Here is a 21512-nt window from a genome sequence, read left to right as displayed (position 1 = left end):
TCCTGATGTCGCTCGATGAAGTGTTGACGCTTTCGCCTGTGGCGTCGTTCCAGTCGGTGGGAGACGGCGCCGTGGTGCTCCTGGCCGACAGCGGCCAGCTCTACTCGTGCAACGACACCTCGCAGGCGTTCCTGCGCCATGTCGACGGCAAGCGCACGCTCGCCGAGATCGTCGACCTGATGGCCGACGAGTATGAGGTCGAACGCGACGTGCTTGAGGCCGATCTCGCCGAACTAGCTGCCAATCTGAAGAACGAAGGTGTGATCGTCAGCGGCACATGACAGCTTCTGCACGGCCCGCCAACCGCTTGACTGCCTGCCGGTTTCGCATCGACCTCTGGCTCGCCGCGAAATCGTTGCCCTGGCGCGTCGCCGGCAAGTCGTTCGAGCAGATCCTGGCGATGGCGACGCCCGGCGGACGGGTCGACTATGCAGGGTTGCCGGTCGACTATGTTTCGCGGCGGGTGCGCAAGGCCGTGCGCCGCCCCTGGCTGATGCGCGACCGGCGCTGCCTGCGCGAGGGCCTTCTCGGCTTCGAATTCCTGCGCAGGGCCGGATATGACCCCGAACTGCATTTCGCGGTCGATCCCGACTCGATTGCCTCCGACAGGATCTCCGCGCATTGCTGGGTCTGCCTGGACGGCAGGCCGGTGGTCGGCGACCGGCAGGGCGACCAGGTGACAATCTTCATACACCGCCCCCCGCAGTCCGGGCCGGAAAGCGGCGGAGCGGTCCATTGATCGTTCGTGGATTCGACCTGATCGGATCGACGCTCAACGTCGAGGCCGAAGAGCAGGCGCTGGTCGACGCTTTCGCCGTCCTGATGCGGGGAATGGATGTCGAGCCGGCGCGAAACCCGGCATTTACGCTTTCGGTGAGGCGCGGGGCGCCGGCGCCGATCCCGGCCTCGGCCGTGCTCGTCTATGAAGGGCCGGTCTTCTGGGAGGGCGACTGCACCTACGTGTCCGACGGCGACCGCCTGCACCTGCTGTTTCCCGACCGCGTGTCGCTGGTCGTCGATCCGCACCGCAAGGCGGCCGAGATCGTCGTCGCCGAAAACGATGTCGCGCGGGCGGGCGCCACGGCCGGCGTGCTGGCGCTCGACGCGGCTATCGACGAGTCCGGCCAGTTCATGCTCCATGCCGCGGGCCTGACGCTTCCGGGCCGCGACGAACAGGTCCTGGTCTTCGCGCCGAGCGGCACCGGCAAGTCGACCACGTCGCTGGCCCTTGCCGATCGCGGCTTCGGCCTCTGCGCTGACGACACGATGGTGATCCGCCTCGAAGACGGTCGGGCGACGGGCTGGGGCCTGCCGCGCGACCTCAAGGTGCATCGCAACACGGCGGCGATGATGCCCTGGCTGCACCAGTATCTCGGCGACAAATGGAACGACGAGGACGAGCAGGCGCTCACGCGCGCCGCGCTTTCCGATCGCGTCAGGATCGAGAAGGCCGAGCGTCGGCCGATCGCCGGCATCTTCATGCTGGAGCGCGGCGAGACCGCCGGAAGCCGGGCCGATCCGATGAGCCAGACCGATACGCTGGTTTCGCTCGCCGCCGACAATGTGAGGACGGGCAGGGCGGGCCTGCTGGCCTCGCATCGTCGCCGCTTCGCCTGCCTGGCTGGATTGGCCTCGACCGTGCCGACCTACAGGCTGACGGTCGGCTCGGAGCCGCGTTCGGCCGCCTCCGCGATCGTCGAGGCGCTCGGCCGTGCAAAAGCTGCGTCTGGCCCGTAGCCTGAAATCGACGATATCGGAATTTCTGGTGCCCCCGGACGGGATTGAACCGCCGACCTTCGGTTTACAAAACCGTGAGTGACGTTTGAAAAGGTTCAGCTATTTCTGCTCATGTCGCGTGTGTGTCGCATCAGCTCAGTAGTGCGCGTTCCGCAGCCGCCATTTCTTCCGCGTCATCACCGCGAGGGAACAGGTGGCCATAGCGATCCATCGTTAACACAATAGTCGAGTGGCCCATGCGCTCCTGGACCATCTTTGGAGGAAGCCCCAAGCCGCCGTCCTGCTGCCGGTTGATGGACCACGAAGCGTAGAAGTGCCGTAGGGCGTGCATGCCCGTATATTTTGCGGCTTTATTCCCGTCAGCGCCGACAGTTGTTACACCGGCTGCGATCTGTGTCGGGATTAGACCGCGACGAATGATGTTGCTTAGACCCTCGATGTTACCACTGCCGTTTGGAAAAACGAGATCGAGTTGCCCGCGGGGGCAACGCAGTTTCCATTCGCGGAGCGTGTTGACGATCATTGGAGGCAGTGGAACCGAACGCTCTCCGGAAACTGACTTTGGCTTGCCAATGGCGTTGAACCGGTCGGCACGTTGACGGACACTCAAGTCCCGCCTGTCGAGGTCCACATCTTCCCACCGAAGGCCCCGCAATTCAGACGCGCGGAGACCGGTAAATATGGCTGTGAGTAGCAAGGGTCGCCACCGCCCCGCTGCGGCTTGCACAATAGCTCTTATTTCGTCCCGAGTCGGAATGTCCACGCCAACCTTTAGTTTGCCTTTGTGGCGTTTATCCAGGCGTTCTCCACGGCGGCGGCGACCTCTCAAATCCCGCACTACATTGCGCGTTACAAGACCGCGCTCCTGAGCATCGGCTAGGAGCGTTCCGAGGCTCACCATGACGCGCCGCACCATTGCCGGCGATCTACCATTGTCGCGCAGCATATCCTCAAAGCTTCTCAGGGCAGGGACGTTCAGGTCAGAAAGCCGCTCGTTGCCGAGGAATGGTTTCATGTGCAGGTCCAGATGCGACCGATAGGCCGCGACGCTGGCGCGCTCGAGTCCATCTTCCTCTGTGCCTCTGATCCACAATTCGCCCGCGACCGAAAGCTTTACGCTTTGGCTATCCGCCACGTGAATACCTTGCCTGATCTCGACGCCTGCTTGATCACGGAACGCATCGGCATCCTTCTTACGACCGAAAGTTTTCAGTCTTCGCTTTCCTTTGGCGTCGACATAATCGACAACCCAAGCCTCTTTTTCGTTGCCGCTTCCGTTGATCCATCTGCGTTTGCGGATCGACATTTCTATTCTCCAGCTCGCTTCAAGATGTCGCTAACTTGTGTTGCGGCCCAAGTGCCGCCTCGTGCTGTAGGAATGCCACGTGCGTTGAGTGCAGCAGCGATCTTCCGCATCGAAAGGCCAGCAGACTGGATTTCGCGAATGATGGGGAGCACGTTGGCCGCAAAATCGTCAGCGATCTCCGAGCGCCGTACAGCAGCCACTTTCTGCGCTGGACCGATGTTAGGGTTGCCTAGCTTGACTCCCCGAGCCCTGACGGCTGCCAAGGCTTCTTTTGTCCGCTGAGAGATCATCGCTCGTTCCTGTTCTGCGACGGCTGCATAGATATGCAGCATGAATGGAGAGACGTCCGCGCCGAGCTCCGCCACAACGAAGGGAGTCTTTTTCGCCATTAGAGATGATATGAAAGCCACATCACGAGAAAGCCGGTCGAGCTTCGCAACCACCACCGCACAGCCTTTGCGCTTTGCCAGTGATAGCGCCGCCGCTAGTTGCGGGCGTTTATTGAGGGCGTCCGAGCCTTTTCCGGTTTCGATCTCCTGAAACTCCGCGATCAGGTCGATACCCTCAGACGCGGCGAATTTTGCTATAGCTGCCCGCTGAGCCTCCAAACCAAGCCCAGACTTGCCTTGCTGGGCAGTAGAGACGCGGATGTAAGCAATGGCTTCGGACATGTCCTTACCTCGTTTGTAAGGACATTATATGCCTGTTTAAAATCCTTACAATAGCCGTTTCTTGGTCTATAGGCTTTTCGAGAAATGTCCGGTTTGGGGCCGTATCCGGTCTGTCCGGTATGGACAGGAATTCGGGACTAGCTGCCGGTCAGCAGCCGACCCAATGTGGTCGGTCGTAAGGGCAAAGTCAGAGTTCCGTACCACCTCGTGGCCTGGAGCTTCCGCTCGACGAGCGGCGAAGCGGCGTGTTCGATGCCACGCGCATCAAAATCCGTCGGGAGGGGCAAAGAAGCAGTTCGCGTAATCTTCTGTTGGATGCAGGCAAATGTGAAAATGGCTGTCGCCGGAGGGAATGACGTCGCCATATGAAATTCGGAACAAGTGTTGCTTTGTGACGAGGTGATGGTCGCCCGGATTAAGCAGCACTCTGAAACCGTCAGGAGCGGCTCTCACGCTGGCGTTCGGAATTTCTTGGCAATCGCCTAGCTCCTTGTCTCCTTGGCAACAAGCGGGTGGATAGGTCCATCCTGACTTGCTGTCGTGGGCGGCCGCGTCATTCCAGCAAGACAGCGTCGCCACGATAGCTGAGAAACGGCAAGCGCGATTCATCTTTCGTTTTCCGAGACGGCAGATCGCAAGTCCGCTAGCAAATGTGAGTGAGGTCCTTCCGGATGTAACGAACGGATTCCGATCAAAATGCGAAATTTCCCCGATCAGCATCTTCCTCCGACCAATTGTCGCGCTTCAGAAGGTTATCTGTATCGCGGCCTAATGGGTCGATGTGCCTGACGGAGCACATGGTCGAGAAGGCAGTTGGAAAACAGCGGGGTGGGGCCGTCGTTACCCGTGTTCGGCTCAGCCACGATAGCAGAGCCTATTCAGGGACCCCTGCCGTCCGCAACGCAGTTGCAAGGGCTTCCATCAAGTCCGGCCGAAACAGGTTCGTTCGCACGTAGCTGCCGACCGTGAAATTCGGCGCCACCTCGATTAGTCTTTTTGCCGCTGCGTTAGCAGCTTCGACATTGCCAAGGCCGACGTGGCTGGCGGCCAGATAGGCGTAGGGGATGCTGAAGCCGGGGTTGGCACGGACCGCCAGCGCGGCGTATCTGGCCGCGTCGGCGAAGGTGCCGGCAAAGAGGTACGTAAGCGCGAGGGCGCAGTAAGGATGGTAGCTCAGCGGATCGTCGAGAGGGCTCAGTCGCAGCGCCTTGTGCGCATGTTGGACCGCCCGCTTGTGCCGCTCGCTGTGGGCACTGACCAACGCGCTGAAGCCGAAGGCTAAGGCCGAATTGTGGTTCAATGCGATGGCCCGGTCGAGCACTTCGATGCAGGCGTTGTAGTCACGGGTGAGGTTCGCGCGGACGAATGCGCCGATGCTCATCGCCTGTGGGTCGTCGCTGTTGATGCCCAATGCTATGTCAGCGTGTTTGAGCGCGGCCGCTTTGTCTGTAGGATTCAACCCATTTCGGAGGTAGCGCTGTTCGTAACACCATGCAGCATAGCCATGTGCAGCAACATAGTCCGGTTGAAGCTCAATCGAGCGCGCCAGCAGTTGCAAGGCCTTGTCCGTCTCGACGGGCGAATTTGCATGTGCGTGCGGCAGTGCTCGAAGATACAGATCGTACGCGTCCAGACTTTCAGGGCGCTTGCGGCGCGCACGTTCGATTTCTGCACGGCGGACGCTCGGTTCGATCGATCCGACAATCTGCTCCGTTAGCCGATCCTGAAGGTCGAACACGTCTGTTGCTGCGCCCTCGAACCTGTCGGCCCACACATGAGTGGCCGATGAGCCATCGATAAGCTGCGCATTGATCCTCAGTCTTCCTCCAGACTGCCGCAAGCTGCCTTGCAGCAGGTAGCGAACGCGTAGTTCAGCAGCGATTGTGCGGGGATCAGCCTTCTCGCCCCTGAAGAAGAAAGAGGAATTGCGAGCGATGACAAACAAGCCCGGAATCTTCGAGAGGTTGGTAATAATGTCCTCGACCAGGCCATCGGCGAAGTAATCATGAGGTTCGTCGCCGCCCATGCTGGCGAACGGCAGAACGGCGATCGAAGGGCCCCCGAGTGTACTCTCGTCACCACGCTCCAGCAGCAGACGGTAGCCCCGCCGCGAAACCGTGGCCAAGACCGCATGCCGTTCGTCGCCGAGCGCTCGCCGGATCTCGTGGATGCATTGGACGAGGCTGTCGTCCGTAACGGCGGTGCCACCCCATACAGCTTCAAGCAACTCCGCCTTGCTGACCAGCCTGTTCGCGTTCTGGACGAGGTGAAGAAGGACGGCAAAGGCCTGCGGCCTAAGGGCGATTGCGTCGCCGTTGCCAAGACGGAGCGTCTCGCCTTCCAGGTCGATGACAACCCTGTCATTGAGGACAAGGGTAGCAGTTGTTGGCGAACCGACCATGACGATCCTTTGCGAATGACGGATCCCGTCGCGCAGCATACACTAGGTCTTTGCGCGAGGCTCTCCACCCATTGCAAGCAGTGGTCGGCACAGTTTGATCAAACGATTGCCCGACACCTTCAGGTGGCAAATTCTGCGCTTGAAAAAATTGCGCCAGCCCTAGCCGTGCTAATTCTCAGCCTCGTGGCGGAAGTCTCCCGGCAGGTCCAAAATCCTCCAACTGCACCAAGCGCGGCTTGGTTGAACCTGACGGCTGGATCAAGTTTCGATCGGCTTCGACGTCTGCACCATTGCGCGCTAGCATGCCTGGTTTCTGATCGACGCTGGCTGCCAGTGCTCGAAGGGCCATTGTGTANCCAAGCGCGGCTTGGTTGAACCTGACGGCTGGATCAAGTTTCGATCGGCTTCGACGTCTGCACCATTGCGCGCTAGCATGCCTGGTTTCTGATCGACGCTGGCTGCCAGTGCTCGAAGGGGCCCTTGTGTGGTACCGTACCGATGCGAGATGACAATCAGGTCCGTTTCAACCTCTACTCCAAGGCAACGTCTTAGCGAGGCGCTTATTTCCAGCGTCCTTGTGCGGCGCACCCCTACTGCCGCGATCGACCTCTCGGATGCTGTCGTTGATTGGATGGCAACCGTGAGGCGCGCCAACGGGGATTTCGTCGGACCGGCCTTGTCGCAGGCGTTCTCGGACCTGGGAATTGCCGATGCGCTACCCGCCGATGTTCGGGACTACCTGCAGATGCTTCATACCGAGAATGCACGCTGCAACGTCGAGATACGCCGGCAATGCGATGAGATCGGTAGCGCACTCGCCGCTGTTGGCGTGCAAGGCGTCCTTCTCAAGGGCGCAGCCTGGTTTTACGACGCGGGGCCGGCCGTCGCCGACAGGATGGTCCGCGATATTGATCTACTCGTCGATCGCAGGCGGGCTGATACGGTTCGTATTGCATTGCGCGAACGCGGCTATCGTGACGTCCCGAATTTGATCCGCGAGCCGGGCCATATCCATGAGGCTCCGATGGCAACTCCCAATGGTTTGGTCAACGTAGAAGTCCACTACGAACTCGCGACGCGCACAAGCCTTTTGCCAGCTGTCGAGGTACTCGAGGATGGGCGACCCGTTGCCAGAGGCCTTGCCATTCCATCGCCGACGCATCGCTTGACCCATGCGGTCATCCACGCCGAAATCGTCAATGGCGACTATTTTGGCGGCACCGTAAGTCTCCGCGATAGTCTGGATGTATCGCGGTTGGTCGTTGATTACAGCGACGAGATCAACTGGCAGGCGCTTTTGGATACCGCTCGGGCAAGGGGTTTCTTCCCGATGCTTTCCGGGGCTTTGCACAAGGCATCGCAGTTCACGGGCGCTCCGCTTCCGGATGTATTCGCCGACGACATCCGCGGGCGTCGGCATGCCGCGCGCTGCCTTTTCCAGAGGCGCTGGCCGGCGCTGGAAGGTGGAATGGGTCGCCTGGGCGTCCTTCGCCGGGCACTCGCTTGGCAGCGCGACAGCTACGCTCTCGGCCTGGGAGATGAGCGTGGCTTTTACGCTCATCTCCAGGTCAACAGGCGCCGGATTGACCGTATCAGGAGCATGCTCGCTCGCTCTCTGAAGGGAGCGTGAAGTCTTGCGGGCGACGAGAGCAGTGTCTAGCGTTGCCGCCAACTGCTTTCCGGAGACCGCCATGAAGATCGCCATGCCACCCGGAGCGTCGAGTGCTGTCGCGGGTGGCGCGGAGGCGGTAGACCCGCTCAACATGGACATGCGCCGAAAGGCGTGGGGCCTCAGCCGCAGCGGCGACAACGCGGCGGCGGCCGAGGTATGGCGTGCCATACTTGCAGCCCGCGGCAACGACGGTGACGCCGCTGCAGAACTCGGAGCGGTCCTCGCTGCGATGGGCAAGCACGATGACGCGGTCCAAGCATTCGAGCGGGCGCTTCAGTTTGGCGCCGACCCCCGGTCGGCAAAGCTTGGCCTGGGCGAGGCGCATCTAAAAAAATCGCGGTTTCCCGAAGCTCGTGTGTATTTTGAGGACGTGCTTGGGCCTGATCCGGACGACGTCGCCGCCCTTTGCGGCTTGGCTGCGGCATTGCGTGGCGCCGGAAGGTTCGAGGCTGCCCTGCAGCAGGCGAACAGGGCGCAGGAATCCGATCCCCTTTCGGCTGACGCCGCTTTCCAATGCGGCAAGGCGCTGGCAGAACTGAAGCGAAGCGAGGAAGCAATCGAGTTTCTCCGCAGGGCGATGGAATGTCGACCGGATCACCGTGACGCTGGTGTTGCGCTCAGCAGTGTTTTGCGCGATCTGAAGAGAGCAGCAGAAGCGGTGTCCACCGTGACGGCGCTGGCCGAACGGCACCCGGACGACGTTGGGGTGCTCTCGGAGTTGAGCTTCGTGATGCTCGATCTGCGTCGATATTCCGAGGCAAGCGCCTGCAACCGTCGCCTAATAGCGATCGAACCAACCTCGGTCGTCGCCCGCTGCAACCTGGCAATATGCCTGTCCGGCCTTGGTCGCGTGGAGGAGGCGATCGAAATCTGCAAGCAGGCGCTGACGATCGAACCGTGGTCGCGCAATGCTCAGTTCACGCTTGCAACCTTGTACCTTTCAATGGGGCGCCTAGACGAAGGCTGGCCGCTCTACGAATTTCGGTTCTACGACAAGGACACGACCGTCCGAAAGGAATTGCTCGCCGCGCCTTGGTGCGGTGAAGACCTGGAGGGAAAATCCATTGTCGTCCTTGGTGAACAGGCCAACGGCGACTACTTTCATTTTATCCGATACTTGGAGCCGCTCTCGCGCCATTCAGGCGCCACGATTACCTATATCGGGCCCAAGCGACTCGAGCACTTGCTGAAAACCACTTCAGCAACCGCAGAGTTTCTAAGCGAGTTTCCGCTCGACCGCCGCTTCGACTACCAATGCCATCTCGCGAGCCTTCCGTGGCGCTTTCACGAAAAGGGCTGGCCCGTACCTCACCCGCCGTATCTGGCAGCTGAAGCGCACGTGATCGAACGCTGGTCGAAGGTGATTGGTTCGGAGGGATTTCGAGTCGGCGTCGCCTGGCAGGGAGCAGTCTATGCCGGCCAGCAATCGGAGCGATCTTATCCGCTGCATCAACTGATGCCTGTCGCGCAACTGCCTAGCGTCCGCCTTATCAGCCTGCAAATCGGCAAGGGTGAAGAGCAACTCGACACGCTGCCCCCAGGGATGGTGGTGGAATCGTTGGGCGTCGATTTCGACGCGGGCGACGACGGGTTTGTCGATGCCGCGGGGGCGATAACCAACCTGGACCTCATCATCACCTGCGACACGTCGATGGCCCATCTGGCCGGCGGCCTTGGCAAGGAGGTCTGGATCGCCCTCAACGAGGCTCCAGAGTGGCGGTGGCGCCGCTCCGGTCGAGAGACGTCGTGGTACGCCAATGCCAGGCTCTTCCGTCAGAAGACACGCGGGGACTGGGACGGGGTATTTCAAGAAATGGCGAACGAACTGAAGGCTCGGCTGGCGGAACAGGCGCGGCCGCGAACCAAGCCGGAAGGCGCGACCCCGCATGTGGCGCGAGTTCCTGTGTCTTGGGGCGAGTGCTTGGACAAGGCCACAATACTAGAAATCAAGGCGCGCCACGCGAAGACAGGGCAGACATTGAAGAACGTTGAAACCGAGCTTGCAGCCCTGAATCAGGCAATCTCGGCCCTTCAGCCTCTTGATCACGGACTGAACGAACTGAGAGAGCGGCTAAAAGCGGTCAATGAGACGCTATGGCGCGTCGAGGATGATTTGCGAGGCTACGAGCGCCAAGGCTTATTCGATGCCGGTTTCGTGGAACTTGCCCGAAGCGTCTATCGTTTGAACGACGAGCGCGCCGCGATAAAAAGGGCAATAAACGCAGCGACAGGCTCCACGATCGTCGAAGAAAAGATATACTCAGCCGAATCCGCTAGTCCGCAGACGGCGTTGGAATGATTGTCAATGTCGTCGTCGTAGTGGTGGTGGTGCCCGCTGATCCAGCTTGGGCCCGCGCGGAACCGGTTGCGGACAACATCAAGGCGACGGCTGGCGGTGTAACCACGGCAAATCGCCCAGCTTTCTCAAGAAACAATCGACGCTCAGCATCGGCCTTGTCCACATTCCTGTCAGTCATAGCTTGACCCTCACGGAGGCGTGGGTGTGAATGCGATCGTTGTCGTTGTCGCTAACGTTGTGGTCGTCGTGACCGTAGTGGTCGTTGTGCCCGCCGATCCTGCCTGGGCGCGTGCCGAACCGGTCGCCGAAAGCATCAAGGCGACGGCAGGCGGCGTAGCCGCCGCAAATCGACCGGCCTTCTCTAAAAAGAGCCGACGCTCGGCGTTGGCCTTATCGATTTCCCTGTCAGTCATGGCGAGCCCCTCAGAACAGCATCTAGATTACCACCCTCGCGCATTCATGCAAAGGTCTTCCAGCGCTACAGCAGCCTCAGACGGGTCAGCTACGGCCAACTCGAAATAGCGAGTTCGCTCATGCCACAGCAGAAGTCGCGTAACATCGCTTTCCGTAAACCCGAGCGGGACGTACACACATAACGATAGCAGTTGCGTCAATGCCGCAAGAGGGTCGATCGCAGTCAGACCCGCTGCCTCCGCTTCGCCGAGGCGGGGGAAAACGACAATCGTAACGTCGGCCGCATTTCCTTCTGCCTGAACCGGCAGGTATTTCACCTTGCGTCCATAACGTATGTGCTCGGACACGTCCCGAAGGCTTGGATGCCATTTCTCGATGCGGGAATAGTTGTCGGATTTGATGCAAGGTGGAAGCGGCACCCCGCGCCAGCCCAGTTCGCGGTCGAGGAGCGCCATCTCGTCGGAACGGTATCTCCAGCCCCTTGAGGAAAGCACGGCACTGAGGGTCGACTTTCCGGAACCTGATGGAGCGGCGAACAGCACGCCGATATCGCCGCATTGCATAAGCGCGGCGTGAAACGCGAGGAAATGGCGGACACGGGGTACCATTTCCTCGTACACGAACCGCTCCATCTCCGGGACGATTCGATCTCTGGTTGCGATGCCGAAGACATTCTGGTGGAAGTGGACCTGGCAAGTATCGACTTCATCTGTGATTTCGACAGCAATATCAGGCGTTCCCGAGTTTTGGCGCCGCATCCCTCCCAAGAGAGAATCGATTGACTTTAGAGTAGACACGCCCGCGTCTATGCGAAGCGTCTGTCCGAGCAACTGATAGTCGACGCCGCGCGCGCCGACTTCGGCCTTATCTTGATGCGGCCACTCCGGGCTCGGCGATACCGCGACATCGCCTATGACCTTGAAGTCACTGATCGCTTGGCCAACCCATAGTTCCGCAACGGTGCCGTCCACCCCAAACGTCTCTCTTAGATCGACGATGAGCGCTGCAGGCACCTTTCCATCACGCAAGCCGAGCCAAACGAATGCCGCTGCGTCGTTGAGCGCGAAAAGCCGCCGTGCTTTGCGGTGGTAGACTACACCTCCGCCATTTACCGGGTGGAACGTTGTTTCGCGAAACAGACGCCGGAACTCACTCGCTCCCAACGGCGCCACCCCCGCACAGCACACCCTCCAATATCACGGCATTGTCACTCATCACGTGCAGCGCGTCATTGCCTACCGCCGTTGGATAGATGAGCAGATTGTTGGACTCCAAGCTTACCTGGCGAACTCCCTCCGCCAACGCACCGTCAGCTATTTGATCGCGCAGGTTTATGCTTCCGAACACCTTTGCTGACTTCGTGAGCGGTAGCAAGGCGACCAAAGAGACAATCGAACCCCTCACGTTCAAGCCGACTGCAGAGCTATCATTCGCTTGCAACGCTCTGAGATTGAGGTGACGATCAGCATCGTTTGTTTCTATTCCAAACGCCGTCAGCGCGTCATCGATCGCGCGGATCAAAGCCCGTTCGGCGTCGATCGGCAGACGATCAAGTGAAAACTCGCGAACGTTTGCGGCGATCGGCGAAGAGTTGGCCATCGAAATTGCCGCCTGCAGGTTGGCAAGCGTGCCGGGCGTGAAGAAGTTGGAGACCAGCACGAACGGTGCAGGCGACGAAGCGCCGGCAAACGTTGGTTTGGCAAAAGCGGAATGTCGCCCTTGGCTGTCGAGTTCGGTGATCGAGACGGCAACGAGCGACGAACGCGTGACGAATAGCCTTTCGCCGGATTTTGCCTCAAGTTGGATGAGGCCGTCAGGTGGCAGGGACGCATCCACCGTGGCGCCTGGCAGAGCAGACACCAGCCCGGTCACCATCGGGCTGCCTGCCTCGGCGACAAATTCCCATTGGTGCCCACCTTGCAACGACACTTTGACTGAGACATCCATACAAGATCCCCAAGCGCGGACATTCCCGCCGATAGAGAGCAGCCGAATGGACAGTTCTCTCGAATCCGGACCGTTTATGTCAACGATCCCCGTGTACTGAGGCGAAATGAGGCTGCTGACGAGACTCCGTTACGATTGGATCCTGCGCCCTCATTTCCGGGCAGTTTGGCAGGGATGTGGCGTAGCGCTGCCCAGGCCGAAACTGGAGATCACGGGGGCTACGGAATATCCATACGATTGCGGTATCAGTCGTGATGAGACTGGATACAGGGTCCGCGTAAGCGATACGCCTGACTTGGATATCATCCGTATAGATAGTTATCTCTACTGGCTCTCGCTTTGCCCTCCATGGATCGACAACATCCTCGGCGACTTGTCGGATGGCAATCGCCGGTCGCGCGCGCGCTACGCGATGTCGGTGCGCGATCCAAACGTCACTGCGCTTCCGGACTCCTACTTCTTCTGGTCGCGCGGGTTCAGGCGCTATCGTGAGTACATTGAGGACAATCCGGTTGATTGGACAACTCGCTCCGAGATCATCCGATGGCGCGGAAGCACGACCGGTCAGGGCCGGGTGGACAAAATCACGTTGGATGCCGACGTCCTTCCTCGAATACGCTTGGCATTGATGCTCAAGAATTTGCCGGGATGCGACGCCGCCTTCATTTATAGCACTCGCGGCAAGCAGACCCAGCAACTGCTTGAGCAGGCCGGGCTTTGGAGGGGATGGCTGGACCAGTTTACATGGATCGGGGACAAGTTTGCCGTCGATATCGACGGCAATGCCAACACTTGGAGCAATTTCCTCCTGCGCCTCCATCTTGGCTGCTGTGTCCTGAAAGTCGACAGTGCTTCAGGCTATCGCCAGTGGTACTATGACCGCATCCGCCCTTGGGAGCACTACGTCCCGGTGAAGGCAGACCTTTCAGACCTCCTCGAACAGATCGACTGGGTCCGCAGCAACGACGGCAGCGCTCGTGAGATCGCTGCACATGGGCAAGCATTTGCAAGAACAATGACGCTCGAGAGCGAAACGTCGATAGCCGTTAGTTCGATCACGGCGACAGAAAAGGCCTTGCGCTAAGAGTTGAGCCAAGCAAGACCAGCGTGATTTTGGTGCCCCCCGCCTTTCGCGCGCTATCGTGCAAATTGTCAACGACCATTGATTGGGCAACCGTTCTCAGGACGCATCGCAGTCAGGCAATTTGGGGGCAACGTCACAGGTCTTGGTGACGGCGATCTTACCAAGGCGGTGACGCGCGCCCGCTGGCTGGGTGGAAGTACTCCGAAAACTGGTGGTGAAGCCGCCATTCGATTAGCCGGAACGTCCGGTTTCAAGTCGCAGCCACGAATCCTCGAACGTCCGGATTGGGGGCGCATTCCGGTCAGGCAGCTTCGGGGCCGGTGTCCGACCGTCCGCTTCTGGGCGTCGAGGACCGCATCTTGCCCTTCAGCGGGCCCAACCTCAAAGGTAGCTGCCATCCCCCAAATGACGCGTGGTTTGCGCACGCACCGAATGACCGCTGGTGCCCAGCCTGCCTTCGCACGTTGGGCAGATTAGCCTTCCTCGGTCAATCCGCGAGTGCTGACCGAGACGGGATCGGGTCCAGGATCGCCGCGTTCCGAATAGATTGCAAAGCGATCCAGGAAATGGGCCACCCGATGCGGTGGTTTCACAGCCGCGCTGTCCTTCCAATGGGCGATGGCATTTCAAGCCTTCGGCAGGATGTTCTGGTTCAGGTGAAAGACATTGCCAGGATCATACTTGGCCTTGATCTTCTGCAGCCGCGGGTAGTTGACGCCATAAGCCGCCGCGGCGGCATCGATTGCTTCGTCATCGCCAAGATAGTTGGAATAACGCCCCAAACTCGTGAACGGCTGCATGGCGGTATAGGTCTCGCGCACCCAAGCCGTGCAGGCCGGTGTTGCGGCGGGATCCAACCATTGCCCGAGGACAAGAAGATTGAAGCCTTCGGCGCGATGCGGGAATGCCGTTGCATCCGGCGCAACCCGGCAGGCCGCGCCATGCAAATGTTCCACCAGCATACCTCCCATCGGAGCCGGGCATCTGGCGTAGCAGTCGATCATCGTGTCTATCGCAGCATCGCTGAGTTCGCCGAGGAAACTCGACTTCCAGTAGTTGAGCGCACCCTTCGGGTTGCCGGCATCGAGGATAGTGTTGAGCGTGCTGTAGGGAATGGGACCTATCGCATCCATCACCGGCGGTCCGAAGGCCTTGAGCGGGCGCATCGTCGCTTCGCCAGCGGCCAGGTCGCCACAATGGGCCGCAGCCAGGACCACCATCTTGGCTCCCGGATCATCGGGGGCTTTCACCAGCGCGCTGAAAGCGCCAAACTCGTCGGGCGGCGACTTGGTCACGCCTCGAAAATACTGCATCACTTCGCGCGCCTTGGCGAAGGGATGGGCGACCATGCCACCGGTGACGATCGGCCCGACCGGATGCAGGCCGAATTCAAACGAGGTAACCACGCCAAAATTTCCACCGCCGCCGCGCAATCCCCAGAACAGATCAGCATTGGTGGAAGCATCAGCCGTCAGCACCTTGGCCTCGGCTGTGACCAGTTCGACGGAAATGAGGTTGTCGAGCGACAATCCGTGTTTGCCCATCAGCCAACCGATGCCGCCGCCCAATGTCAGTCCCGCAACACCGGTTGTGGAAATGACGCCACCGGTCACGGCAAGACCGTGAAGCTGGGTCTCGCGGTTGACGTCCCCCCAGGTGGCACCGCCCTGCACCCGGGCGGTTCGCTTCTTCGCATCGACGTGAATGCCTCGCATCGGCGACAGATCGATCATCAAGCCGCCCTCGACCGTCGCCCGTCCGGCAACGTTGTGGCCGCCGCCTCGCACAGCGATCTCTAGGCCTTGTGCAAGCGCCAGCTTCACCGCATCGACGATGTCGGCGGTGTTCCGGCATTGCGCGATAAGGGCCGGGTGCTTGTCGATCATCCCGTTGTGCAGCTTGCGCGCATCCTCATAACCCGGATTGCCGGGGACAAGGAGGCGTCCGCTGAACGAACTGGAAAGCGTGGCGACAAGCTGCGATATCTGTGTTTGCGACATGTTCTCGCTCCCATTGAGACTGCGGCGAAATACCCGAGCCCAGCAAGCTGCCAATAAATGACCATAGACCAGGACGGCAATCCGGTCGACGTTGCCGCATTCACCGGACTGGTGCGCGGGGATATCCCCGAACTGGCTTTGCCGCCCGAAGCCCAGGATTTTTCGCAGAAGCACAACCGCTGGTACGCTGCCTACTCCTTTCGGCAATATCTCTATCAGGATCCGTCGAATCCGGCCGAAGGCTGGGGGAATCTTAGGCGAGGTAGGGGTCTCGGACGCCAATCCGAATGTGCTCGGCTGTGAAGCTGTTTGCACGTAGTGCCAGATGTGCAACAAGCCGAGGCGCTGCGGCAGTTATGGGACCGCCTCCCGGCTGCGTTAACCACGAAACGACAACCTGTTCGCTCAAGAATTCCAAGTCATCCGTTGCGATGGTTTAAGGGTGGCTGGGCTTGGGGCGACTGTTGCGGAGGAAAAATGCGGCCGCGCCTTACGTCCCTGATCACGGCACTGTGGGGCTTCGTGCTAGTCGGAGCATTGATCGCCGCTGGCGCGGCAGTGATGCTGCTTCGAGATCGCCTGAACGCAGCCACCGAGGATGCGCTGGCCGAAGCGGTGACCATGAGATCACAAGGGCTTGCGCTCGATTTCGCGCGTGCGCTGCACGAGGAATGGAATGGCGCCCGCACAATCGCCAGCGAAATAGCGCCGCGCGATCTTGAGGCGGTGCGTTCATCGCTGGACCTCGTCGTCGGCGACGGGTCGCGGGTCTCCTGGGCGGGAATTGCGGCGATCGACGGCCGGGTCACGGTCGCTTCAGGTGGGCTGCTCGAGGGCCAGGACGTCTCTTCGAGGCCCTGGTTTCAGCGCGGCCTGGAAGGGGATTTCGCCGGCGACGTCCATGACGCACTGCTTTTGGCGAAGCTGCTCCCGTCGATTGACGGTGAACCGCGCCGCTTCCTCGACCTTTCCACGCCCGTCAAGATCGGCAACGATACCGTTGCAGTGCTCGGACTGCATCTGGATGCGGCCTGGGCGAAGAAGCATGTGGCCGAGTCAGCCAAGGCGATGGGGATCGATGCCTTCCTCGTCGATCCAAGCGGCAACGTGATGCTTTCATCCACAGACGATCCTGCAACTGCCCTCGACCTGCCGAGCATCCGCGCTGCCCAGCTTGGCGCTGCCGCGACCTCGCTTGAAACCTGGCCGGACGGCAAGAGCTATTTCACGACGGTGCTCCCGAAGTTCGGCTACGCGGACCTACCATCGTTTGGCTGGAGCCTCGTTGCGCGCATCGATGACGGCGCATTTTCGAAACGTGGCCTGGCGATCTCACAATACGTAGCCCTCTATCTGGCCGGAATAGGACTCCTCCTAAGCGTGTTGACTGCAGTCTTTGTGACCACCTTCCTGTCACCGCTGCGCCGCCTGGCGAACAATGCCGCAATCATATTGCGGGGGGATGAGGTCTATCCGTTTGAAACGAGAAGTTCGGAAGAAGCAGCGCTGCTCAGCGCCGCGATCGCACGCCTGCAGCACAATCAGATGAACGAAAGCCCTGCTGTCGCTTCATCCTCTTGAGAACGAGAATCGGCGGCCAAGGTCGGCGAGCAGGGTTCCATAGCGGGTCTGCGATATGCCGGGCGCGGAACCCGATCCATAGAAGCGGCGAAACAGGGCGTCGTGCTGTTCCATCGTGGGTTCGAGCAACAACCGGGCGCCATCTGCCGTAGGTGAGGAGACAATCGCCCGGATTTTTCCGATACCGGCAATGTCGATAGAGACCGGCTGATCGTCGGGCAAAGCAGCGCCGCGCACGCGTACGGTGTTCTGCGTGAGCCCGGTGATCCAGACGCGGACCATGCGCCCTTTGACTTCAATCGCCGCCTGTTCCGGCTTTTCGTCCAGATGCCGCTCACGGCGCGGCAACTCGATGCAAACGATGATTGTCACGGCAAGGACCAGCAGGTTGTAGAACGTCCAGACTAGGATCACGAGCTTCCCGTCGCCCGCGTCGTTGAAGGCGTAACTATCTGAAAAGATACCGATTATGCTTGCCAGGAACGTCAAAGCGAAGACCGCGGCGAAAGGCGCGATGAGCCGCCACTGCACGAAGGTTCGCGTCCGGTCGCCGCCCTTGGCCGTGACCGAAAACGAGTGGCCTTTGGGCTGAAACAAACCGCCATAGGCGGCGCGCGTGATCGGCCAGGCGCCGAGCAACTGGCTGACGTCGTTGACGATAGGCACCACCATGCCGCCGGAGATGAAGTTGAGGCTCACCAGAACCCAGATGAAATAGACGCCGAAATAGCTGAGGACGTCGGGTACCGTGGCGTCGACCACCGTTATGTTGAAGAACCAGTAGAGCAACGGAAAACCCAGAGCGGCGATCCTGAAGCTGTACGTTGTGGTCCAGAACAGCACCGAGTCCACCACGCTCCAGCGGTCGCGCAGACGCAGGTTGTTGCTGCCGAGCGGGCCGAGCCGGCTGCGCGCAATCTGCATCAGGCCGAGGCACCAACGTGCGCGCTGGGTGATGTATTCCTTCAGGCCTTCCGGAGCGAGGCCTTCCGACAGGGCCTCGTTCAGGTACACGGTCCGATGGCCGCGATCCTGGAGCGCCAGGGTCAGCATGAAATCTTCGGTGATGCTCTCGGTCGGAAAGCCGCCGATTTCGTGAATAGCCGCCCACCGGACAACCGAGGACGTGCCGCAGCAGAATGCGATCCCCCAGCCGTCTCGCGCCGGCTGGATGTGGTCGAAGAAGAAGCGCTGTTCGTCGGGATAGGAACGGCTCAGGTTGAGATTGTGCTGTATCGGGTCCGCGTTGAAGAAATGCTGCGGTGTCTGGACCAGGCCGACGGCCTTGTCGTGGAAGAGGGCGATGGTTCGGGTCAGGAAATTGCTGTGGGGTACGAAGTCCGCATCCAGGACGGCAACGAAGTCGGGCGTTCCCGAGGCTTCCAGCAACCACAGGGCGTTGTTCATGTTCCCCGCTTTGGCGCCTTGGTTGTCGGAACGCGTCACATAGTGAACGCCGCGATCGGCACATAACCGGCTTAACCATTCGCGCCGGCCGTCGTCGAGGACGTAAACCCCGAAGTCGGGGTACTTCATGGACGTCGCGCCGACGATCGTGCGTTCGAGCACATCCCTTTCCTCGTTGTAGGTCGCGATCAGCACGGCTACGCGCGGCGCCTTTGCATCCCCCCACCAGTTCAGGTTGCGGGTCGCCTCGCCGCTTCGCATGCGCAGCCGCGACAGGATGAGGTACGCGCTCAGCGATGAAATTGTCGCGCCGAGTTCCAGTGCGAAGAATGATCCGCTCGCAACAAAGTCCAGCGTCAGGCCGGCCGGCGCCAACGTCTCCGTGGCGCGCCACCAGAGGTAGCGTAACGACAGCAGGGCAGCGATGCCGAACAAAAACGCGCGATGAAATGCGCTTTTTCGGCTAAGCACGATCGGCACGACGATGCCGGCTGAGAACACCAGAGCGATGTGGACCAGGCTTGAGCCCAATTCGCTCAGCAGTACCGGCGGTAGCATCTCAGCCCCAGATCCGGCGCAGGAAGTCGAACGGCCTCGCTTCGAAGAAAGCTCTCCCCGACCTGCCGATTCCGCAGGCAAGATCGGGGTCCTGCCTGAGCGCTGGGACGAGCAGGGCCACGTCGAACCGCTCGAGGTGGCGGCCGCTCGGCGCGACGGCGAGTTGGCGATAGATGGTCGCGGCGCCGGCGCCGGCAAGCCGGGTGATCGTTCCCTGGAACGACCGGCCGTCTCCGTTGAACCGGAACATCGCGGAGTCGCCCGGCCTCAGTCTGTTGTATGTGCTTTCAGCGACGCTGAGCGTAACGATCGTGGAAGCGCAATCGACCAGCCGGAGCACGTCCTGACCGCGCTGGACGGTTTCGCCGTCGGTCGCAAGAATTTCCCAAACGCTGCCGTCAACGTTTGCCTTCAACTGCGCAAGATCGAGCCGGTTCTTGCGCAGCCGCTCCTCGTCGATGCGCTTTTCGAGGTTTCCAGCCCGCAGCTTCTCGGCGTCAAGCTGCGCCCGCATTTCTTCGAGGCGCACAGAAAGGTCCCAGAGCCTCTGCTCGGAGGCCGGCGCGTCGTTGTAGCCGTCGCCGAGGAAGGTCCCTTCTCGGGCGGCCTCCAGCGCGATTTCAGCCACGGCATCGGTTCCGGTCCGAGGCTCAGCGCCGAGCGCGGCTTCGAGTTCGCGGATGCGCCAGGTTCGATAGAGATCCGTTCGCGACTGCAGCATCGCGACTGCAGCCTCATGGCGCGCGATTGTCGCGTTCAGGCGCCCGACTTCGGCGCCGACGTTGGCGCGGTCGAGGAGGAGATCGTTCAGCCTGACATCGTCATCGGCCGGAGTATCGACGGAGCCGAGCGTCTCGCCGGCCATGACCCTTGACCCGAGAGTCCGGCTTTCAAGCGAGAGCGTGCCGGAGATGGGCGATCGCACAGTGGTTGTCTGCGCGTTGACGACGGCGTCGGCGCTGGCTCCGGACAGCTGCTCGCCCGCGATCAGGAATAGCGCGATGGCGATGACGAGGAAGCCGACGATCAGCCTGACAAACCGCATGAAGACACTCCGCAGAGGTTCGAGTTTTGTCCAGCCCCAACGGCTGCAATTTGGTTCCCCCTAGATAATTTGTCGTTAACGGCCGGCCTCAGCTTCGAGCTCCGCCAATCCGTACACTAATATATCAATTTTCGTTGACTCCCCGACGATGACCGTGAAGATTGCGCGCCTGGCAGTCATGGGAGGATGAAGTGCCGGCGAACCGGAGCTTGAAAATCGGGCTCGTTGGGACGGGCTTCATGGGCCGGACCCACTCCAATGCGTACCAGCAGGTCCAGCGCTTCTTTCCGGGCGAAGCGGGCGTGGCGCTCGCGGCCGTGTGCTCGCGCGACGGGGTGAAGGCGCGGGAATTCGCACGGCAATGGGGCTTCGGCTCGCATGAAACCGACTGGCGCAGGCTGGTCGAGCGCGAAGATATCGATCTCATCGACATAGCCAGCCCGAACGACACACACGCCGAGATCGCGGTTGCCGCCGCCAAGGCCGGCAAGATGATCGCCAGCGAGAAGCCGCTCGGCCGCACGCTTGCCGAGTCGATGCGCATGGCCGACGCGGCCGACGCGGCGGGCGTCACGAGCATGGTCTGGTACAACTACCGGCGCGTGCCGGCGCTGGCGCTCGCGAGGCAGATGATCGAGGAGGGGCGGCTCGGTCGCATCTTTCACAGCCGCTTCAAATTCCTGCAGGACTGGACGATGTCGTCTGAACTTCCGCAAGGCGGCGCCGGCACCTGGCGCCTCGACGCGGCCGTGGCGGGGAGCGGCGTCACCGGCGACCTGCTGGCGCACTGTATCGATGCGGCGCTTTGGCTCGTCGGCCCTGTGTCCGAGGTCTCGGGTACCGCCGAAACGTTCATTCGCGAACGCGTTCATACACAAAGCGGAAAGCGGCAGGCGGTGACGGCCGAGGACGCCAGCCTGTTCCTTGCGCGCTTCGCCAACGGATCGCTTGCGACATTCGAGGCGACGCGTTTCGCACGCGGCCACAAGGCGCTTTTCACCCTCGAGGTGAACGGCGAGCACGGCTCGATTGCCTGGGATCTTCACGACCTGCACCGGCTTCAGTTCTTCAGTCATGACGACGACGGCAAGCTGCGTGGCTGGCGGTCCATCCACGTTTCCGACGGCGACCACCCCTACATGAAGGCATGGTGGGTGCCCGGCTTGCAGATCGGCTACGAACATACCTTCGTCCACCAGGTCGCCGACTTCCTGGCCGGCCTGCGAGTCGGCGAGAAGCGCGTACCGGACTTTCGAGACGGACTGGCGGTGGATGCGGTGGTGGACGCGGTGCTGCGTTCGGCGACGTCGCGCCAATGGGAGGTCGTCGAAGACGTCGGCTCGACGCTACGGCATGAGGGTGCAGGCTAGGGCAGGGCGCCGTCGCAACG

Annotated in this window: 17 protein-coding genes; 9 read left to right on the top strand and 8 right to left on the bottom strand. The window is 60.9% G+C overall.

The genetic code is table 11. The features are described from left to right. Positions 1-5: 5 nt before the first annotated feature. The 3 genes from ABUE31_RS11270 to ABUE31_RS11260 are packed head-to-tail and all read left to right on the top strand — an operon-like array spanning position 6 to position 1737. A complete protein-coding gene (locus ABUE31_RS11270; protein WP_367723698.1) occupies positions 6-281 on the top strand; it encodes a PqqD family protein in 276 nt (91 codons plus the stop codon). Further along, on the top strand, positions 278-739 hold the full coding sequence (locus ABUE31_RS11265) for a lasso peptide biosynthesis B2 protein (protein WP_367723696.1): 462 nt from the start codon (positions 278-280) through the stop codon (positions 737-739). Before ABUE31_RS11270 ends, ABUE31_RS11265 begins: the two co-directional genes overlap by 4 nt. Further along, positions 736-1737, top strand: coding sequence for a serine kinase (locus tag ABUE31_RS11260; protein WP_367723695.1), 1002 nt, complete (start codon positions 736-738; stop codon positions 1735-1737). The genes ABUE31_RS11265 and ABUE31_RS11260 overlap by 4 nt, the downstream gene beginning before the upstream one ends. 130 nt (positions 1738-1867) lie before the next feature. Here the strand turns inward: ABUE31_RS11260 and ABUE31_RS11255 are convergent, their stop codons facing one another. The 3 genes from ABUE31_RS11255 to ABUE31_RS11240 form a co-directional block, all read right to left on the bottom strand. Beyond that, positions 1868-3043 (bottom strand): tyrosine-type recombinase/integrase, encoded by a 1176-nt coding sequence (locus ABUE31_RS11255; protein WP_367723694.1) that lies wholly within the window; start codon positions 3041-3043, stop codon positions 1868-1870. Between the two features lie 2 nt (positions 3044-3045). After that, positions 3046-3714 carry a recombinase family protein gene (locus ABUE31_RS11250; RefSeq protein WP_367723693.1) on the bottom strand — a complete coding sequence of 223 codons (669 nt, stop codon included), beginning with the start codon at positions 3712-3714 and terminating at the stop codon, positions 3046-3048. 874 nt (positions 3715-4588) lie between these two features. Next, entirely contained in the window at positions 4589-6154 is a 1566-nt protein-coding gene (locus ABUE31_RS11240; RefSeq protein WP_367723692.1) for a winged helix-turn-helix domain-containing tetratricopeptide repeat protein, read from the bottom strand. 466 nt (positions 6155-6620) lie between these two features. Between ABUE31_RS11240 and ABUE31_RS11235 the strand changes: the two genes are divergently transcribed. Both ABUE31_RS11235 and ABUE31_RS11230 read left to right on the top strand, forming a co-directional pair. Next, positions 6621-7745, top strand: a complete 1125-nt coding sequence (locus ABUE31_RS11235) for a nucleotidyltransferase family protein (protein WP_367723691.1) — start codon at positions 6621-6623, stop codon at positions 7743-7745. A gap of 61 nt (positions 7746-7806) precedes the next feature. Further along, a complete protein-coding gene (locus ABUE31_RS11230; RefSeq protein ID WP_367723690.1) occupies positions 7807-10086 on the top strand; it encodes a DUF6165 family protein in 2280 nt (759 codons plus the stop codon). A gap of 440 nt (positions 10087-10526) precedes the next feature. Here ABUE31_RS11230 and ABUE31_RS11225 read toward each other — a convergent pair whose 3' ends face one another. Next, positions 10527-11663: a hypothetical protein gene (locus tag ABUE31_RS11225; protein WP_367723689.1), complete on the bottom strand. Its 1137-nt coding sequence runs from the start codon at positions 11661-11663 to the stop codon at positions 10527-10529. Continuing rightward, the gene (locus ABUE31_RS11220; protein ID WP_367723688.1) at positions 11650-12447 is read right to left on the bottom strand and encodes a hypothetical protein; all 798 of its coding nucleotides are present in this window, start codon (positions 12445-12447) and stop codon (positions 11650-11652) included. The genes ABUE31_RS11225 and ABUE31_RS11220 overlap by 14 nt, the downstream gene beginning before the upstream one ends. Positions 12448-12742: 295 nt before the next feature. On the opposite strand from ABUE31_RS11220, the gene ABUE31_RS11215 reads away from it, so the two are divergent. Continuing rightward, positions 12743-13531, top strand: coding sequence for a glycosyl transferase family 90 (locus tag ABUE31_RS11215; RefSeq protein ID WP_367723687.1), 789 nt, complete (start codon positions 12743-12745; stop codon positions 13529-13531). A gap of 626 nt (positions 13532-14157) precedes the next feature. Here ABUE31_RS11215 and ABUE31_RS11210 read toward each other — a convergent pair. After that, positions 14158-15531, bottom strand: a complete 1374-nt coding sequence (locus tag ABUE31_RS11210; protein ID WP_367723686.1) for an FAD-binding oxidoreductase — start codon at positions 15529-15531, stop codon at positions 14158-14160. Between the two features lie 57 nt (positions 15532-15588). Here ABUE31_RS11210 and ABUE31_RS11205 point away from each other — a divergent pair, with 57 nt between their 5' ends. Next, positions 15589-15834, top strand: coding sequence for a hypothetical protein (locus ABUE31_RS11205; protein WP_367723685.1), 246 nt, complete (start codon positions 15589-15591; stop codon positions 15832-15834). Between the two features lie 174 nt (positions 15835-16008). Beyond that, positions 16009-17112, top strand: coding sequence for a cache domain-containing protein (locus ABUE31_RS11200; RefSeq protein ID WP_367723684.1), 1104 nt, complete (start codon positions 16009-16011; stop codon positions 17110-17112). On the opposite strand, the gene ABUE31_RS11195 is transcribed toward ABUE31_RS11200, so the two are convergent. Together ABUE31_RS11195 and ABUE31_RS11190 are read right to left on the bottom strand one after the other, a co-directional pair. Beyond that, positions 17101-19077: a glycosyltransferase family 2 protein gene (locus tag ABUE31_RS11195; RefSeq protein WP_367723683.1), complete on the bottom strand. Its 1977-nt coding sequence runs from the start codon at positions 19075-19077 to the stop codon at positions 17101-17103. The genes ABUE31_RS11200 and ABUE31_RS11195 overlap by 12 nt on opposite strands. 1 nt (position 19078) lies before the next feature. Continuing rightward, positions 19079-20122: an HlyD family secretion protein gene (locus ABUE31_RS11190; RefSeq protein ID WP_367723682.1), complete on the bottom strand. Its 1044-nt coding sequence runs from the start codon at positions 20120-20122 to the stop codon at positions 19079-19081. 191 nt (positions 20123-20313) lie between these two features. Between ABUE31_RS11190 and ABUE31_RS11185 the strand changes: the two genes are divergently transcribed. Further along, on the top strand, positions 20314-21492 hold the full coding sequence (locus tag ABUE31_RS11185) for a Gfo/Idh/MocA family protein (protein WP_367723681.1): 1179 nt from the start codon (positions 20314-20316) through the stop codon (positions 21490-21492). Positions 21493-21512 lie beyond the last annotated feature (20 nt).

Source organism: Mesorhizobium marinum, assembly GCF_040813675.1.
GTDB classification, from domain to species: Bacteria; Pseudomonadota; Alphaproteobacteria; order Rhizobiales; family Rhizobiaceae; genus Mesorhizobium_K; species Mesorhizobium_K marinum.
The sequence above is the reverse complement of the archived record's forward strand: the minus strand, read 5'-3'. Positions and strand labels throughout refer to the sequence as shown.

What these genes read in the sequence shown, in the direction of transcription:
- ABUE31_RS11270 (WP_367723698.1), top strand. Translation starts at nt 6, where the DNA reads ATGTCGCTCGATGAAGTGTTGACGCTTTCGCCTGTGGCGTCGTTCCAG.
- ABUE31_RS11265 (WP_367723696.1), top strand. Translation starts at nt 278, where the DNA reads ATGACAGCTTCTGCACGGCCCGCCAACCGCTTGACTGCCTGCCGGTTT.
- ABUE31_RS11255 (WP_367723694.1), bottom strand. Translation starts at nt 3,043, where the DNA reads ATGTCGATCCGCAAACGCAGATGGATCAACGGAAGCGGCAACGAAAAA.
- ABUE31_RS11250 (WP_367723693.1), bottom strand. Translation starts at nt 3,714, where the DNA reads ATGTCCGAAGCCATTGCTTACATCCGCGTCTCTACTGCCCAGCAAGGC.
- ABUE31_RS11240 (WP_367723692.1), bottom strand. Translation starts at nt 6,154, where the DNA reads ATGCTGCGCGACGGGATCCGTCATTCGCAAAGGATCGTCATGGTCGGT.
- ABUE31_RS11235 (WP_367723691.1), top strand. Translation starts at nt 6,621, where the DNA reads ATGACAATCAGGTCCGTTTCAACCTCTACTCCAAGGCAACGTCTTAGC.
- ABUE31_RS11230 (WP_367723690.1), top strand. Translation starts at nt 7,807, where the DNA reads ATGAAGATCGCCATGCCACCCGGAGCGTCGAGTGCTGTCGCGGGTGGC.
- ABUE31_RS11220 (WP_367723688.1), bottom strand. Translation starts at nt 12,447, where the DNA reads ATGGATGTCTCAGTCAAAGTGTCGTTGCAAGGTGGGCACCAATGGGAA.
- ABUE31_RS11210 (WP_367723686.1), bottom strand. Translation starts at nt 15,531, where the DNA reads ATGTCGCAAACACAGATATCGCAGCTTGTCGCCACGCTTTCCAGTTCG.
- ABUE31_RS11205 (WP_367723685.1), top strand. Translation starts at nt 15,589, where the DNA reads ATGACCATAGACCAGGACGGCAATCCGGTCGACGTTGCCGCATTCACC.
- ABUE31_RS11200 (WP_367723684.1), top strand. Translation starts at nt 16,009, where the DNA reads ATGCGGCCGCGCCTTACGTCCCTGATCACGGCACTGTGGGGCTTCGTG.
- ABUE31_RS11195 (WP_367723683.1), bottom strand. Translation starts at nt 19,077, where the DNA reads ATGCTACCGCCGGTACTGCTGAGCGAATTGGGCTCAAGCCTGGTCCAC.
- ABUE31_RS11190 (WP_367723682.1), bottom strand. Translation starts at nt 20,122, where the DNA reads ATGCGGTTTGTCAGGCTGATCGTCGGCTTCCTCGTCATCGCCATCGCG.